The sequence below is a fragment of the Halomonas sp. H5 genome (genome assembly GCF_050613175.1).
GTDB lineage: Bacteria > Pseudomonadota > Gammaproteobacteria > Pseudomonadales > Halomonadaceae > Bisbaumannia > Bisbaumannia salifodinae.
In genome coordinates this window covers 1109620-1124685 of sequence record NZ_CP192510.1, presented here as the reverse complement: position 1 = coordinate 1124685, position 15066 = coordinate 1109620, and the positions used below count along the sequence as shown (strand labels likewise).

The 15066-nt window shown below is 61.7% G+C and carries 15 protein-coding genes; 8 read left to right on the top strand and 7 right to left on the bottom strand.

Annotation, left to right across the window (positions count from 1 at the left end; translation table 11 throughout):
- Nucleotides 1-114 precede the first annotated feature (114 nt).
- From ACQ1W9_RS05145 to ACQ1W9_RS05125, 5 genes are all read left to right on the top strand, one after another.
- A complete protein-coding gene (locus tag ACQ1W9_RS05145) occupies nucleotides 115-345 on the top strand; it encodes a DUF7282 domain-containing protein (RefSeq protein WP_431025643.1) in 231 nt (76 codons plus the stop codon).
- Nucleotides 346-543: 198 nt separating this feature from the next.
- A complete protein-coding gene (locus tag ACQ1W9_RS05140; protein WP_431025642.1) occupies nucleotides 544-1071 on the top strand; it encodes a helix-turn-helix domain-containing protein in 528 nt (175 codons plus the stop codon).
- Nucleotides 1068-1814: an AzlC family ABC transporter permease gene (locus tag ACQ1W9_RS05135; protein WP_431025641.1), complete on the top strand. Its 747-nt coding sequence runs from the start codon at nucleotides 1068-1070 to the stop codon at nucleotides 1812-1814. The genes ACQ1W9_RS05140 and ACQ1W9_RS05135 overlap by 4 nt, the downstream gene beginning before the upstream one ends.
- Complete coding sequence (locus ACQ1W9_RS05130) at nucleotides 1807-2145, top strand: AzlD domain-containing protein (RefSeq protein WP_431025640.1); 339 nt, start codon at nucleotides 1807-1809, stop codon at nucleotides 2143-2145. Before ACQ1W9_RS05135 ends, ACQ1W9_RS05130 begins: the two co-directional genes overlap by 8 nt.
- A gap of 125 nt (nucleotides 2146-2270) precedes the next feature.
- A complete protein-coding gene (locus tag ACQ1W9_RS05125; RefSeq protein ID WP_431025639.1) occupies nucleotides 2271-4157 on the top strand; it encodes a methyl-accepting chemotaxis protein in 1887 nt (628 codons plus the stop codon).
- Nucleotides 4158-4981: 824 nt separating this feature from the next.
- Here the strand turns inward: ACQ1W9_RS05125 and ACQ1W9_RS05120 are convergent.
- Nucleotides 4982-5593, bottom strand: coding sequence for a hypothetical protein (locus tag ACQ1W9_RS05120; protein WP_431025638.1), 612 nt, complete (start codon nucleotides 5591-5593; stop codon nucleotides 4982-4984).
- A 290-nt stretch (nucleotides 5594-5883) separates the two neighbouring features.
- On the opposite strand from ACQ1W9_RS05120, the gene ACQ1W9_RS05115 reads away from it, so the two are divergent.
- Complete coding sequence (locus ACQ1W9_RS05115) at nucleotides 5884-7521, top strand: competence protein CoiA family protein (protein WP_431025637.1); 1638 nt, start codon at nucleotides 5884-5886, stop codon at nucleotides 7519-7521.
- Between the two features lie 92 nt (nucleotides 7522-7613).
- Here ACQ1W9_RS05115 and ACQ1W9_RS05110 read toward each other — a convergent pair whose 3' ends face one another.
- The 5 genes from ACQ1W9_RS05110 to ACQ1W9_RS05090 all read right to left on the bottom strand — a co-directional run bounded on the left by ACQ1W9_RS05110 (nucleotide 7614) and on the right by ACQ1W9_RS05090 (nucleotide 13006).
- On the bottom strand, nucleotides 7614-9086 hold the full coding sequence (locus ACQ1W9_RS05110) for a competence protein CoiA family protein (RefSeq protein WP_431025636.1): 1473 nt from the start codon (nucleotides 9084-9086) through the stop codon (nucleotides 7614-7616).
- A 90-nt stretch (nucleotides 9087-9176) separates the two neighbouring features.
- Complete coding sequence (locus ACQ1W9_RS05105; protein ID WP_431025635.1) at nucleotides 9177-10388, bottom strand: helix-turn-helix domain-containing protein; 1212 nt, start codon at nucleotides 10386-10388, stop codon at nucleotides 9177-9179.
- A gap of 1 nt (nucleotide 10389) precedes the next feature.
- Entirely contained in the window at nucleotides 10390-11070 is a 681-nt protein-coding gene (locus ACQ1W9_RS05100; RefSeq protein WP_431025634.1) for a hypothetical protein, read from the bottom strand.
- 320 nt (nucleotides 11071-11390) lie between these two features.
- The gene (locus ACQ1W9_RS05095) at nucleotides 11391-12278 is read right to left on the bottom strand and encodes a hypothetical protein (RefSeq protein WP_431025633.1); all 888 of its coding nucleotides are present in this window, start codon (nucleotides 12276-12278) and stop codon (nucleotides 11391-11393) included.
- Nucleotides 12279-12358: 80 nt separating this feature from the next.
- The gene (locus ACQ1W9_RS05090) at nucleotides 12359-13006 is read right to left on the bottom strand and encodes a hypothetical protein (RefSeq protein WP_431025632.1); all 648 of its coding nucleotides are present in this window, start codon (nucleotides 13004-13006) and stop codon (nucleotides 12359-12361) included.
- Between the two features lie 284 nt (nucleotides 13007-13290).
- On the opposite strand from ACQ1W9_RS05090, the gene ACQ1W9_RS05085 reads away from it, so the two are divergent.
- The gene (locus tag ACQ1W9_RS05085) at nucleotides 13291-13530 is read left to right on the top strand and encodes a hypothetical protein (RefSeq protein WP_431025631.1); all 240 of its coding nucleotides are present in this window, start codon (nucleotides 13291-13293) and stop codon (nucleotides 13528-13530) included.
- A gap of 74 nt (nucleotides 13531-13604) precedes the next feature.
- Nucleotides 13605-14786 (top strand): IS21 family transposase, encoded by a 1182-nt coding sequence (gene istA, locus ACQ1W9_RS05080; protein WP_431025630.1) that lies wholly within the window; start codon nucleotides 13605-13607, stop codon nucleotides 14784-14786.
- A gap of 94 nt (nucleotides 14787-14880) precedes the next feature.
- Here istA and ACQ1W9_RS05075 read toward each other — a convergent pair whose 3' ends face one another.
- The gene (locus ACQ1W9_RS05075) at nucleotides 14881-15039 is read right to left on the bottom strand and encodes a transposase (protein ID WP_431025629.1); all 159 of its coding nucleotides are present in this window, start codon (nucleotides 15037-15039) and stop codon (nucleotides 14881-14883) included.
- Nucleotides 15040-15066 lie beyond the last annotated feature (27 nt).

Below are 15066 nucleotides of genomic sequence, written 5' to 3'. Positions count from 1 at the left end.
GCGAAAGTTTGGTGCTTCGCAGAACAGCGTAAAGCCACGACTTGGCCAATCTTCGGCAATCTATTGTGGGAGCTGGCTTTAGCCGGCGATTGGCGCCGCCAGGCGCCTTGGCACTTGCCAGGATCGCCTTCAGGCGATATCGCCGAAGCGTCGGACCGGCAGAACCAGGACGTGACCGCCATCCTCACCGAGGAGGTCATGGCCGGCGATCATCTGATGCTGATGATCCACGGCGAAGAGGGCGGCATGCACACCGGGATCTTCGAATACACCCTGGGCGCCTCGGAAGATGGCCCCATCCGCCTGGATGGCGACCTGGTAATGACCGTGATCACCGCCCAATAAGCCCCGCCGGCGGGGCCTTCCCGGCCCCGCCTTCTCCGCCCCTCCCCCCCGAAACACCATCCTCTCCGGCCCCGATAACGGCGGCCGCCGATGGCGTCTTGCCGGGCCGGCCCGCCTGCCCGAATCGACAGGCTAGCTTGACAGGCTTCTGTTCCCTATATAGAACGTTCATTAAAAGGAACAATCGAGGCACCCGTCATGGACAAGCTCGCCCTCGGCACCCTGGGCCAACACCTGCAGTCCCTGCGCCAGGCGCAGGGCTGGTCGCTGTCGCAGCTGGCCGCCGCCGCCGGCATCGCCAAGTCGAATCTGTCGCGCCTCGAGCAGGGCAACGGCAACCCCACCCTGGACACCATCTGGCGCCTGGCGGTGCAGCTCAAGGTGCCCTTCGGCACCCTGGTCGCCCCCATCGCCGTGCCCCTGGGCGAGGATGGCGTGGAGGTGCGCCTGCTCGACCAGGGCAAGGACCGCCCCCAGGTCGACGCCTACTGGATGCGCTGCGCGCCGCATACCACGCGCCTCGCCGAGCCCCACACCCCCGGCGCCCGGGAATCCCTGACCCTGATCAGCGGCCACCTGGAGGCCGGCCCGGAGGGCGACACCCAACACCTCTCGGCCGGCGACAGCCTGACCTTCGCCGCCGACCGCCCCCACCTCTACCGCACCACCGATGCCTGGGCCACCCTGCTGCTCAGCGTCGTCTATCACGAGGAGACCAGCCGATGAGCCTGGACGCCACGACCTCACCCGGCCGCCCCTGGCTGACCGGCATGCGCGAGGCCATTCCGCTGCTCGGCGGCTATGTGCCGGTGGCCATCTCCTTCGGGCTGATCGCCACCCAGGCCGGCTTCACCCCCTGGGAGGCGGTGGTGATCTCCACCCTGGTCTATGCCGGCGCCTCCCAGTTCCTGTTCGTCGGCATGGTCGCCGCCGGGGCGCCGCTGTGGCTGGTGGTGGTCATGACGCTGCTGATCAACCTGCGCCATGTGGTCTACGCCCCCAACCTGGCCCCCTGGCTGACGCCCAGCCGCGCCTGGCCCTGGCTGATGCACGGCCTCACCGACCAGGTCTTCGCCCTGGCCCACGCCCGCCTGCCCCAGTTGCCGGCCGCCCAGCGCCTCGGCTGGTTCGGCGGCGCCGCCCTGCTGGCCTGGGCGAGCTGGATCGGCGGCACGGCCCTGGGAGCCCTGGCCGGCGGCGAGCTGGTCGCCCGCTGGGCGCTGATGGGCGAGATCCTGCCCTTCGCCCTGCCCGCCCTCTTCCTGGTGCTGGTGGCGCCCCGCTTCACCTCGCGGCGCTGGGCCCTGGCCCTGGGCCTGACCGTCCTGGTCGCCCTGGCGCTGACCGTGACGGGATTCACCAACCTGGCGATCCCCCTCGCCGCCGCCTGCGGCGCCCTGTGCTTCCAGGTCGTCAAGTTCGGCCCCGCCAAGCAAGCAGCACACGCGCAAGGAGAGCACCATGAGTAGCGCCCTGTGGATCGCCGTGCTCGCCTCGGCCCTCGGCACCCTGCTGATGCGTGTGCTGCCACTGCTATGGATGCGGCGCCGCCTCGAGCGCCTCGGCGACGACGACGGCCTGGAGGCCATGCCCCAGTGGCTGAGCCTGCTCGGCCCGGTGATGATCGCCGCCGTCTTCGGGGTCTCGCTGATGCCGGTGACCCCGGGCCTGCTGTCCTGGATCGCCACCGCCATCGGCGTGCTGGCGACCCTGGTCGTGTGGTGGTTCAAGCGCACCCTGGGCTGGCCGGTGGCGGCGGGTGTGGCCGCCTATGGCGCCGTGGTGATGCTTTTCGGGTGAGCCCCCTAAGCCAGTAGCCAGTCGTGCGATGCCTACAGTTTTCCCCTGACCCGCCGATAGCGTATTGACCAATCGGTCAACAAAAACGCATCCGCCCCGAGGATGCGCCAGCCAGGGGAATAACAATGAAGCACCTGACGATTGCCAAGAAACTGCTGATCGGCATCGGCCTGAGCATGCTCCTGATCGTCGGCGGGGTGACGGCCATTCAGTATCATCTGTTCAGCGACCTGATCACCGACCGGGTCACCGGCGCCGAACTGCCGGCCACCCTCGAGAGCATTCGCAATGACATCGACGCCACCCTGACCGGGCCGATCACCACGGCCCGGGGCCTGGCCGATAACGGCTATCTGCGCGAGTGGCTGGCCCGGGGCGAGTCCCGGGCGGAAGGCGAACGCGCCGTGGCTCACCTCGAACGACTGCAACAACGCACCGGGGCCAACACCGTCTTCTATGTGTCGGCGCTCAGCGGCAACTACTACACGGCCGAGGGCATCGCCCGCACCCTGAACCGGGAACAGGACGCCTGGTTCTATCGCCTGGTCGAGGGGGCCAACGCCCCCGAGTACACCCTGGATATCGATTCCGAAGGCGGCGAGCTGAAGGTCTTTATCAACCACGTGATCGAACTGGACGGCGAGCGCGTGGGGATTGCCGGGGTCGGCTATGCCCTGGATGCCATGGCCGAGACGATCAGCGACTACCGGCTCGGCGAGTCCGGCATGGTCTTCCTGGCGAACCGGGACGGCCGGATCAGCGTGCACCCCGACGGCGCCGCCATGGCCGGTCGGCCGGTCGCGGAGCTGCCCGGCTGGGAAACCCGGGCCGCCGAGCTGCTGGCGGGGGCGGGCTATCGCGACGCCACCCTCACCGACGCGCAGGGCGCCGAGCAACTGGTCGCGGCCATCGAAGTGCCCGGCACCGACTGGGTCGTCTTCGCCCAGATACCGCGCAGCGAACTGTTCGCCGACCTCAACCGGGCGGTGCTGCTGGTCATCCTGATCGTGGCCGTGGTCATGCTGGCGAGCCTGGCGAGCCTCGCCCTGCTGCTGCGCACCCTGTTCCGCCCCATTCGACGCACCGCGGAGACCCTGCGCGAGATCGCCGCCGGCGATGGCGATCTGACCCTGCGACTCCCCGTGCAGGGCCGGGACGAAGCGAGCGAACTCGCCATTCAGTTCAACGCCTTCGCCGACAAGATGCATGACGTGCTGGCCCGGGTCAGGAGCAGCAGCGACGCCGTGCGCCACGCCGCCCAGGAGATCGCCAGCGGCGGCCGGGACATGGCGCGACGCACCGACCAGGCGGCCTCCAGCCTGCAGCAGACCTCGGCCTCGATGGAACAGATCACCGGCACGGTGGAAAACACCTCGGCCTCGTCCAGCGAAGCGAACCGGCTCTCGCAAACCGCCGCCGAGCTGGCCCGGGGCACCGGCGACACCGTCTCCCGGGTGGTGACCACCATGGGCGAGATCCAGCACGCCTCCGAGCGGATCGGCGACATCATCAAGGTCATGGACGACATCGCCTTCCAGACCAACCTGCTGGCGCTCAACGCCTCGGTGGAAGCGGCCCGCGCCGGCGAAAGCGGCAAGGGCTTCGCCGTGGTGGCGAACGAGGTTCGCCAGCTCGCCACGCGCAGCGCCCAGGCCTCACGGGATATCCGCGGCCTGATCGACGCCTCCGGCGAGAAGGTCCGGGGCGGCACCCGGCTGGTACGCGACGCCGGCAGCGCCATGCACGACCTCGTCGAGGTGGTGAACCGCGTGGCGGGCATGCTGGGCGAGATCAGCCATGCCACCACCGAACAGAGCGATGGCATCGGCCAGGTCAATATCGCCGTGGCCGAACTCGACCGCATGACCCAGCAGAACGCCTCGCTGGCGGAGGAATCCACCGCCGCCGCCGACCAACTGCGCGAACAGGCCGACCACCTCGCGGAACTGGTCGGCAGCTTCACGCTCAAGGACGAACCACGGGAAAGCCAGCGGATTCCGGCGCTGGCATAGAGTCGACGGCTACGGAGAAACGAAATGGGGCCGACCGCCTTGGCGGTCGGCCCCATTTCTGGATGCGATTCAGAAGACTGCCTGCCGCAACGGCGGGTCAGAGAGTTCTGGTGGGCCCAGCAGGACTTGAATCTGCGAGCATGGGATTATGATAGCTCGCTAGCAGGCAACCCTAGCCGTCGCCGTCACGGCCTGAATATTTTTTTCTGGTGTGAACATTGCCCTGCTGTCCCTGTTTTATCAGTGGTTCAGCACAAGGGGAGCACCTTGGTCGACATGAACTACACATTGCAAGAAAGCAAGTAGTGTATGGCGGGTGTAGCTCAAAAGCAGAGCCTCACCCGCACCACGTCCCCTTTTCCATTGGCACCTTGCAGACCTACCTGTCTAACCAACCAGCGGTTGTCTAACGCTGCACGCACCCAAGCCGTTGAGAATCTCGCGCCAGCAGAAACCCAAGACACACGAAGGCCCGGTCGATTGGCCTAGCCAATCCCGTTACATCTCTCCCTGGTGTGCCAGCCCATAGCCACACCTTCATGACGCCAGCTTAGGCGAGCCGAGCTCTCATCTGAAGGACTACTTGTGGACTTATAACAGTGCTCGGCCGCTCCGTGCTCTAAAGGGTAGAACTCCTATTGGGACGTTCTTGAACGCTGGCAGGATGACTCCGAGAGATTTCATGAAGACCCCGTCCACTACTTTCCGGGACCATTCACCTAGAGCGACAGCCCCGCTATGAAACAGGGCCTCCCCTTCTGGGGAGGCCCTGTTGCTATCCAAAGGATGGCTGACGTGTCAGTGTGAGATTTTAGGCCCAAAGATCATAGCGCATCACTCATCTCGGAGTACATGCGACTATTTTCTGGCATTTCGCCATATTTACGCTCCAGCCTTTCAGCCTCGGACTCAAACTCAGCACGCGCAATATCTGCTGTCCATATCGGGCGTCCGGTACAGAAATAAGAATCCTCTCCAAAAAACGGCACAGAAAAGGCACTAACCACCTTGTATATATTTAACTCGACTCGCATTTTCGTGAAGTTCATTTGGCTCCACGGGACCCAGCCATCTTGGGTCAAGTACCAATAGTTTGTGTGATCGGGGAGCTTGGCCGGATAACAGTCTTTATCACACCCATAATGCGTAGAGTAGCTCATGTGACCCCGCTCCAACGCCCTGAGCAACCACGAGGTGTCAATACTATTGATACCGTGCCTTTCCTTCAGCAAATCACCCAACCTGCTGACGACCTTTTCTGTAACTCTGAGATTGACTGGCAAATCTGCGAGCAATCCATTGGCAGACTTGTAGCCAAAGGCGCGTGAAAGCAGCTCTTGTGCTCTTGACGTCTTGATAAGGGTGCCGTGCTCACTCAAGAGAGAGCAAAGAGAAGAAACCAAAGAATGGAATTCGTTCTTGCAGCTGACCTTCATGTGAACTCTCCTCTCCGCATACCCCATTTATCATGCAGATGAATTCATATGAAGTATCATCATGCGGACTGGCTAGGATAACGAATAGAGTTGGGGCTCAGGCCTCGTTTCGCCCATGCAGCGAAGCTACATTGCCAATAATCCTGATAGAGAGATGTCGCCTTGTCAAGCTCGCGAGACCCACAACTGAGAATGCCGCTTCCTGGCGCCAGCACCCGCTTCCCAGGGCCACCTGCCAGGCAGTAGATTCAAACTCATGAGATGGGGAGGCCGCTACGGGAGTCGAGCGCATGCGATCGGAAGAGATTCATTACGCCATCGGGGAGAACCGCGCGATAGTCTCGGTGCTCGATCTCACCCCGGCACTCCATCGCGGACTGCGGTGTGGGTGCGTCTGCGCCTACTGTCACGCTCCCCTGGTTGCCCGCCTGGGGGACAAGCGGTGCTGGCACTTCGCGCATGCCCCGGGCTCGGAGGAATGCGGCTACGGCGCCGAAACTGGCCTGCACCTGGCGGCGAAGCAGTTGATCAAGGAGGAAGGTGTTATCACCCACCCGGCCCACACGATCACCTGCACCCTGCACGACCTGGAGGGGAAACCTCGCTCCCTGTCTCGCACAGTGGCCGAGGCCATCCCTCGGGCAGATGCGACAGACATCCGACAGGAGGTGGCCCTCCCCGGGATCGTGGCCGATGTCCAGCTGATGGATGCCCAGGGGCCGCTGTTGGTAGAGGTCGCCGTTTCCCACAAGGTCGATGACGAGAAGCGCCAGAAGCTGGGCGCCCTAGGCTGGCGCTGCATCGAGATCGACCTGAGTCGCGTCAGCGATCGCAGCACGCCGGCCGAGTTGCGAAAGGCCCTCTTCGATCCCGAGCGAGCCTCGTGGGCCTATCACCCCGACACGGTCCGCCATGCCGAGTCGCTTCGGGCCGAGTTGCAGGGCATCGTCGACCGAGCGAACGAAGTACTGCGCCGTAACGCGCGAAAGAGAGCTCGGGGCACCGAGCTCGAAGAAATGTCCGCGGATCAGCTCGCCAAGCAAATCTGGCATGAGAAATACCGGGAATGGCAACGCCGGCAGGGCCAGTGGGTCTCTCCCCATGTGCTTCGCCCCTCTCCTGCAGAGGAAACGAATGACGAGGCGCCAATACGCGTTCACCCGACGCTGGAAGCGAAGCGCCGGCCTGAGCCGACGTCGCCACAAGCCGCGCCGACCCTGGCGCCACGCCTCGATATGGCCGCGATTCAAGCGACCGTAGATCAAGCCGTGCGCCGCTCTCCATCGCGGCCGACCCACCTGGGTGTCCCGCCCCAGAGCGCGAGCGACGCTCTCCCCTCCAATGTGCAGGATCCCGTGCTGGCGCGCTGGCAGACCGAACGAGGCCGCCTCGATCGGGATGCCCTGCAGGCACTCGCCAGCGACCTCAAGGAAGAGCTGGACAGCTTACAGGCCGCCTGGGGGGCACAGGGCCCCGAAGGGACAGACCCTGCCGACCGGGAGACACTTCCGGGAGACATGCCCAGTTGCCTGGCCATCCCCCTCGACCACGAATGGCTCATCGCGCCCAGCCCACCGGAATGGAAAGTCAGGGTCGTTCAGCATCTGCGCCAGCGCGCCTCCAATGGCAGGAAAGGCGGCGTGCCCATACCGCTGTTACTTGCGTCCCTACGCGGGCACGGTCTGGAGATTATCGAGCCCTACCGCAGTGCTCAGACCGTCGTGGACACCCTTCGCTACTACCGCCTCGAGAGCTACGCCCCGGAGCTTGTGGCCCTCATGACGGCCCTGCCGCCTCCCCGGACGGTGCTCACCTCGCTCCTCGATGAACTGGAGGAAGCAGCCATCATCGAGCGGCGACAGCTGCGCGGGCGAATGGCTTACGTGATGGGTATGGGCCGCCCCACCTTGGCCAGCGGACAGCCCTAAAGAAAATGGCCTCCCTGCACCAGGGAGGCTCTTGTGGCTGGCGCTCCAAACGCGATCAGCAGTCCCCGTCCTCCATGGGGCGCAGCCTCGTGTCAGCGCCAACGGTGGGAAGGCTCTGGCATGTAGGCCATTTCCTCGATATCAGCGGGCTTAAGCGTGATCATGCCATAGCTGGCTAATTGGCCCAGAAACTCGCCGATCGCGGCCAAGGGGCGCGGAAGTTCACCCAAAGCCAAAAATTCTGGCGTCTCCTGGAGCACCCTGTAGTACCGGGCTTTGGTAATCAACTCCTCGGCGCGGTGCAATGCGGGAACAGGCTGATAGCCGAAAGCCCGGAGGGTGTGCTCGATAGTTTTGATCGAGATCCACTCCTGCTTGCGGAGGTGGCCCTGTGTATAAACCTCTTCGAGGAAGGCGACGAGCTTCCACTCCAGGGGCTTCACCCCGAACATCCAATCGTAATCGATGGGGGCTGCCAACGCGGAGGGGATAGTTTCCAAGGCCATTCGGTAACGAGCCCTCGGTATACATCGCCGGGCGGTTGGCAGGGAGAGCCTATCTGAGGAGGGTAGAAATCTCAGGTACTGCTCAATGCGGTGGCAAGCTGCTACTAGCTCTGATGCCTGCTGGCGCATGCCATCCAGATTGAGGGCGCGGCGCTCTTCCTCCCAGCGCTGCAGTTTATAGCGCTCTTCTTGCAGGGCAGCCTTCGCCCTGGCCTCTTCGAGTTTTGCCTGGCGCTCTCTCGCCTTCTGCTGAGATTTCTCCCAGTCTTCCCTGCGTTTCCTGGCCTCGGCCGCCTCGCGGGCCTTACGCCTAGTTTCCGCCCGCTCACGACGCTCCCAATTGCGCTGCATCTCGATGGTGCGCGCTTCCTCATCGCGTTGGTGCTTTTGGTTGCTCTGCTCTATCAGCTGCTGGAGTTTCGGTTCGAGGGCCTTGGCTACGGCCTCTCTCTTGGGGTTCACCACCCAGTTGGCGCGAGCCATGGTGAAAACGTGCTTCTCGAGTTCGTCGGGGGTGACATCACGCGGTATGTCTGCCAAGTCAATCTCGATGCAGCGTAGGCCGATCGCATCGAGGCGCTTTAGCTTTTCGTCTTCAATGTGGTGGGTGACCGCAACTTCGACCAGGATCTCGACCTTGGCCAGGGAGACGATCAGGTCAGGCCGCACGTTGCCGAGGCTGTGCTCTAACTTGGCCCCATCGACCGACTGCCGATCGCAACCATGGAAAATCCGGTGGGTCGCTGTGACGATATAGCCGCGGTTGTCGCGCCCTTCCAAGCGTGCATGGAGCGGTGGAACTGGGATCTGCAGACGGTCGGCGATCAGCTGCTTGGCGGCCAAGTGGATGCCGGTTTCAGCCCCTCCTGAACAGGGTCGGTCACTAGCGGCATGCGCAAAGTGGTGGCGCATGACCTTACCCATCTTGGCTGACAGCGGTGAATGACACTCGGGGCAGACGCAGCCACAGCGTTTACCGCGTTCAGCCTCATTCAACTCACTGACATGCAGGAGGCGATCATCTCGAAAGCCGTAGGGAATTTTGGCATCGAAAGTCATTAGCTTCAGGCGCCCGCGAGCTGATATGCCTCTACTCGCCAAAGAATATTGGAAGACCCATACTGCATGAGCCTATTTACATTCATCCCGCTATTTCTGGAACGGCAGAATATCCGCTCGGGTAGCTCGACCGGACCTTACGGCACTGTGCTTGAGCTTGAGAGGCACCACGTTATCCCCAGCCTCAGGCTGCACGCTCAGGTAACCAGGGCGTAGGTTACAAAGCATCTCAATGGTTTCGGGTGGCAGCCCAATCTGATGCACCAGCTCAGCACGCTCAAAAATGCCGTTATCCACCAGAAGGTGAGCACCGCGCATCATGAGCTTTGGCTGCTCGAAAGCGAAGGTATCGTCACCCGGCTCGCCTTTTGTCCATTTACGCGCCGAACGCCCTTTCCATAGTCTCAGCTCTAGCTGCTCACTGAGAAGCGATAGGTCACGACACCGCACGATCATCGCTGCCACGGAAACTTTCCAGCGAGACTTTAACGAAATCAGGTTGTCGAGGGTTGGCCATATCACCTCTTGGGAAAAGCTCTCAGGAGGCATCAAGAAAGCGCTAGCAAATCGATGTGCCTGAGATTCTAGAAGGTCGTAAAGATCTTTTTTCGCATATTGGGAAGCCGGTATTTTGGAGTGAAGAACGACATGTCCAAGCTCATGCGCTGCGTCGAAGCGGTTGCGAATCGCATTCGCCTTGTCTTCAGCAATTAGCACATAAGGCCTGCCATCCAGAACAGACACATGGGAAACGCCGTCCATTTTGATGTGCCCCAAGGTGGCACGGGTACAAATGATCCCAGCATTTTCCATCACCTGGATAACATTCGGAATGGGTGCTGCACCCAGCTTCCAGGCCTCACGGCACTCCCGCGCAATTTCCTCTATTTCTTCATCGCTGATAAGACGGCAGTCATCAGATCCCAGCATCGGCACATTGACCTCTGGCCAATCCATTGCGCCCTGGAAGAAATCAGAAATCTCTTGGAGCCACGCCAAATACAGCTGAGACCTTTCACGTGCCTGCTTATGAGCAGCCGCCTGGGAACGGAAAAAGTAAGGGCGTAGCCCCTCCTGCTCCACCGAGGGGACAGGCTTCAAAAACCACATGCGAGAAACACCAAACACACGGCAAAGGCGATCGAATGACTCAGCCTCAGGCAGCTGGCCACCCTTCTCCCAAGCCGAGACAGTACTGGACGAGCGGCCGACCTGCTCTCCCAGCTCCGCCAGGGTCAAATTGTGGGCCATGCGTAACTGGCTTAATCGCTGGCCCTGGAAGCCTTCAACCCCTGTTCTCATGTCACTCGTTTCCGCCTTCGCTTTGATCTTCGGACTCGGCGTCGCGCATCCTATCACGCAGAGTCGGGTAGGCAATATCGGGCAGATCGTCCTCTTCATCATAGTACTGCCAGAGCTGATCTACTTCTGCCCATAGATGAAAACGTGCCCGATGGTCGCTGTATGGAACCGCGATGACGCAGCCCAAGGGGCTGCCATGATCACTTTCTGACCACTTCGCTGTATGCGGTAACAGCAACGCATGGAGTGCATCCTCATTTGGCCCGAAAGGCGGCACAAACGGCTGAAACAGATCCGGATGCTGCTGCTGCAACCTTGCGTTCTCCATACGCAGGTCTCGCCGAAACTTGGCATCCCGAACTGGCGGTGCCCTGTCTATCGTCACGACGCTGGTTGTGATCTGGAGGGCCCCGGCACGTATCAAGGCGAAGTGGCCACCGGCTGGGCGTGTAGCGCGATTGATCACCTCGAAGCTCTCATCCCCTGGCAAAGCCAGCAATGCCTCCTGCACCATGAAGTGGTGGGATTGCGGCCCAGGACCAGCCAAAGGCACATGCTGGTAGGTCTCCTTGAGGTGGCGATCGCTCTGGTTGAACGCAGCCTCGATGCTCTCAAGCATGCTCTGCAGGTGGTGGCGAGGCAGCTCTCGGCAGATGAAGCGACTGATGTCTTCCTGGTTCACAACAGTTCCTCTGGCGGCGGGCAGCGAATTCTGCAATGCGGATTATAGTCATGATTTTTCCTGTTATCCAGGCCATCCACAGCTGAGCTAGCTCTTCGATCCGCCGGGGGCTACGGCGGCCCCACCAGGGCCAGAAGGCGATTAGAGACGCCTTGGCATAGCCCGGGCCCAGCACTACCCGATTCCGCCAAGCGAGGATCGGTGATGGCGCATATGGGCCTCCCTGCTCCGCCAACGCAGTTTTCTCCACTCACCACGATGTGATCGATGGCTCGCACGTCGATCAGGCCCAGCGCCCCCCCTTCTTCAACCAACACCTGCTACCCGATATCACGCACCTCGCGGGCTCTGAATGAAAAAGCATTCTGCTGGGTGCTCCAGCCGCATAGTAGATATCGGCAGGGTGCTGTGTGGGGGTAGACCTTGATGGATTCCTCCAGCCTCTCGAATGCTGCCTCCACCTCACTCTTGGTCTGCACTTGGAAAACCATCAGCTTGTGGTCGGCCTGGGCCTGCAGCAGCTTGTTGAAGTCATAGCGGATTCCCCAGAGGCTGCTGTCCGATACCTCGATCTCCACGGCCAGTGGCATGCCGAGCAGGTTCCGGTTGGCGTCCAGGCGTCGCCAGACCAGGTCGTAGAGCCACTCTCCTCGGTTGTCGGCCGGCAGCACCTGAAAGCCAAGGCGCTGCCCTTCAGCCGCCAAGGCAGCTTTGATGTCACGGTTTTTTTCAGGGCTCGACCAGATCTCGCGTTTCCACTGTGAGGTATCACCACCGTGCTTCTCGGCGGCCAACGCTTTCTTCCGCTCGATGGCATCGTGCTGGATGCGTCCCAGTTGCTCGATCAACCACGGGATTAGATCCCAGTCACCACGGCGTGCATCGGCTGCAGCGCGTGCGGCATTCTCGGGCAGCCACTCCAGCACTGTTTTCCCGCCGGCCAGGCGCAGTACGCCGTCACGTGAACAATCGACGCCCTGTGTCGCACGCTCGATCATCAGGTCATCCAGCATCCCGATCAGCGCATCACGCAGACCACATGTCTTGAGCTGCTCGTAGTCGTCGTCTTCAAAGAACGGTGTGGCCACGTCCAGACGCCCCTCGTCGTCCAGAGCACCAAAGATCAGCTCGCCACGGATCATTTCCACCAGCGGATACCTCGACATCAGCGCTTCCAGCCGGCTCAGCTCAGCATCGGTCGCTTTCATGCTCATCTCCCTGTCATTGAATGACGCCAGCGTTTCACGCCAGGCTCTTGGCATCACCAGCGCAGCAGTAGCCATCGGTCCTACGCCTTCAGAGCCTTGGCCAGTTTTTCTCCGTCTTTCAGTAGCGTCAGCGTATGCACAAAGCGGATCTTTCGGCCTAGCGCCTGCTGGATCTCCTTGGCAGACAGAGAGGACTCCAAGCGTTTGAAGTTATGCAGACGTTGGTAGTAGGTCTCATCCTTCCTTCCTTCATGGGGAGCCTTCTCCACCTCCCCGCTAGCGATCCCGTATGCGACAACCCCTCTTCCTGACTCATACAGGAACACCATATCGCCAGAGCGGATGCGCTCAATCTTCTGCTTCCAGCCATCTTCGAATGCTGCAGCGACCTGCTCCTGCAGCATCATCTGGTGGTCTTCCACGGAATTGGCCTTGTTGGTGTTCAGCAGGAAGTAGCGCTTCCCTTTCGCAGCAGCTGGGTTGGAGCCGGAGATCCCAGCCTCCTCATCAGCTGACCCAGCGTCCTCCTGCCGGATTCGCTGCCAGGCCGGGATCAGATACTCCGCTATCAGGTCATGCAGGATTTCCTGCCGCGTACAGTCCATGTGGTTAGCAAGATCCTGAATCGCCGCCTCTTCCTCTTCGGATACCCGGATAGTCATGCTGACCATGTTCCTACTGCGCTTGCGCTTCTCTTCCAGCCTGCTCAAGAAGTCTTCTACAGACATTTTTTGACCCTTTCTACATTCAAATTAGAATCTATTTTGATTCTAATTTGGTTTCTATGGAGGATCAAGCCTTGGTCATCTAGACACCGCCGCCACAGACGACCCTCGCCAGGCTCCTTAACGAGGTGGTCCTCTCGCAAGCTCGTGACAACGCGCTCTGTTGAGCGCCGCCTTTTCCCTATCTAGGGAAACCTCTCCCAGGCTGTTACTACCGTAGTAACAGCGAGTATGTCGCCCTCGCCCGCATACCGCGCAGCGAACTGTTCGCCGACCTCAATCGGGCGGTGCTGCTGGTCATCCTGATCGTGGCAGTGGTCATGCTGGCGAGCCTGGCGGCCTCCAGACTGCAGCAGACCTCGGCCTCGATGGAACAGATCACCGGCACGGTGGAAAACACCTCGGCCTCGTCCAGCGAAGCGAACCAGCTCTCGCAATCCGCCGCCGAGCTGGCCCGGGGCACCGGCGACACGGTATCCCAGGTGGTGACCACCATCGGTGTCGACGCCGGAGCTATAAGTCCGTAAATCATCAAAACAGATTGTCCCCCCGACCTGCATGACCTTTCCTTGCTGGTGACCAAACCTGTAAGGGCCGCGCCATGCTAAGCCGAGAGGACTTTCTCATGATAAGGCAACTTCACCAGCGAGGCGCCCATCTCGTGGACATCGCTCATCAGATCGGCTGTTCCGAACGTACCGTGCGGCGCCATCTGGCCCGCGAGGAGGCACCGACCGGACGACCGGCCAGGCCGCGAGCAAGCAAGCTGGATCCCTACAAGCCGATCATTGACCAGCTGTTGGCCGATAACGTCTGGAACGCCGAGGTGATCTTCCAGTTGATCCGCGAGCAGGGCTACACCGGCGGCAGCACTATGGTGCGGATGTACATCCAGCCCAAACGAGCTTTGCGGCCCAGCAAGCAGACCGTGCGCTTCGAGACCCAGCCCGGCTTCCAATTGCAGCACGACTGGGGCGAGATCGAGACAGTGGTGGCCGGACAACGCTGCAAGGTCAATTTCGCCGTCAACACGATGGGCTATTCGCGACGCTTCCACGCCTGGGCAGCTCCCAGCCAGGATGCTGAGCACACCTACGAGGCGCTGGTACAGGCCTTCCGCTACTTCGGCGGCGTGCCGCGCACGGTGCTGGTCGATAACCAAAAGGCGGCGGTACTCAAGCATGATCGGGATCGACGGGTGATCTTCAATGCCGGCTTCCTGCAACTGGCCAATCACTACGGTTTCGCGCCCAAGGCGTGCCGTCCGCAGCGTCCACGGACCAAGGGCAAGACCGAGCGCATGGTGGGCTACGTGAAGCAGCATTTCTTCCAGCGCTTCCGGCAGTTCGAGAGCGTTGCCCACCTGAACCAACAGCTGCAGCAATGGCTGGAGCGGGTGGCAGACCAGCGCCCGTTGCGGCAGTTCCGCCAGACCCCGGCAGAGCGCTTCGCTGATGAAGCCGAGGCACTCCAAGCACTGCCGGCAACAGACTTCGATACCCGTTACCACGACCTGCGGCAGGTCGGCTGGGACGGCTACATTGAGGTCCGTGGCAATCGCTACAGCGTTCCAGAAAGCTACTGCGGCCAGGCGGTGGTGATCCGGTTGAGCCTGGACGATGAGCTGACCGCCTACTCGCCGGCCGGTGACGCCATCGCACAGCACCGCCTGCAAGCGTCACAGGCCGGTTGGCGCACCGTCCCGGAGCATCATGCCGCCCTGTGGCAGCAGACCCTGTCGGTGCAGCAGCGTGACCTGCGGGTCTACGAGGAGGTGCTGTGATGGCCCTGGAACAGCTACTCAACCGCCTGAAGATGGAGCATCTCCAGGCCTCGCTCGACAGCCTCTGCGAGCATGCCAGCAAGCAGGATCTGAACTACCGCGAATTCCTCGGGTTGGTGTTGAGCCCGTGCTGCAGGGCGACCTGGGCAATCGAGGCATTGTCCTGCAGGCAGGCCGCGACGATCTTGGCCTTGAACGAGGGGGCGTAGCGACGGCGGCGGCGGATCTCGCGCTCGGTGCTTGGTGTAGTCATGAATTAGGTGCCCACTTATCAATAGAT

Coding starts and splice junctions, on each gene's coding strand:
- ACQ1W9_RS05140 (WP_431025642.1), top strand. CDS start 544: ATGGACAAGCTCGCCCTCGGCACCCTGGGCCAACACCTGCAGTCCCTG.
- ACQ1W9_RS05135 (WP_431025641.1), top strand. CDS start 1,068: ATGAGCCTGGACGCCACGACCTCACCCGGCCGCCCCTGGCTGACCGGC.
- ACQ1W9_RS05130 (WP_431025640.1), top strand. CDS start 1,807: ATGAGTAGCGCCCTGTGGATCGCCGTGCTCGCCTCGGCCCTCGGCACC.
- ACQ1W9_RS05125 (WP_431025639.1), top strand. CDS start 2,271: ATGAAGCACCTGACGATTGCCAAGAAACTGCTGATCGGCATCGGCCTG.
- ACQ1W9_RS05120 (WP_431025638.1), bottom strand. CDS start 5,593: ATGAAGGTCAGCTGCAAGAACGAATTCCATTCTTTGGTTTCTTCTCTT.
- ACQ1W9_RS05115 (WP_431025637.1), top strand. CDS start 5,884: ATGCGATCGGAAGAGATTCATTACGCCATCGGGGAGAACCGCGCGATA.
- ACQ1W9_RS05110 (WP_431025636.1), bottom strand. CDS start 9,086: ATGACTTTCGATGCCAAAATTCCCTACGGCTTTCGAGATGATCGCCTC.
- ACQ1W9_RS05105 (WP_431025635.1), bottom strand. CDS start 10,388: ATGAGAACAGGGGTTGAAGGCTTCCAGGGCCAGCGATTAAGCCAGTTA.
- ACQ1W9_RS05095 (WP_431025633.1), bottom strand. CDS start 12,278: ATGAAAGCGACCGATGCTGAGCTGAGCCGGCTGGAAGCGCTGATGTCG.
- ACQ1W9_RS05090 (WP_431025632.1), bottom strand. CDS start 13,006: ATGTCTGTAGAAGACTTCTTGAGCAGGCTGGAAGAGAAGCGCAAGCGC.
- istA (WP_431025630.1), top strand. CDS start 13,605: ATGCTAAGCCGAGAGGACTTTCTCATGATAAGGCAACTTCACCAGCGA.
- ACQ1W9_RS05075 (WP_431025629.1), bottom strand. CDS start 15,039: ATGACTACACCAAGCACCGAGCGCGAGATCCGCCGCCGCCGTCGCTAC.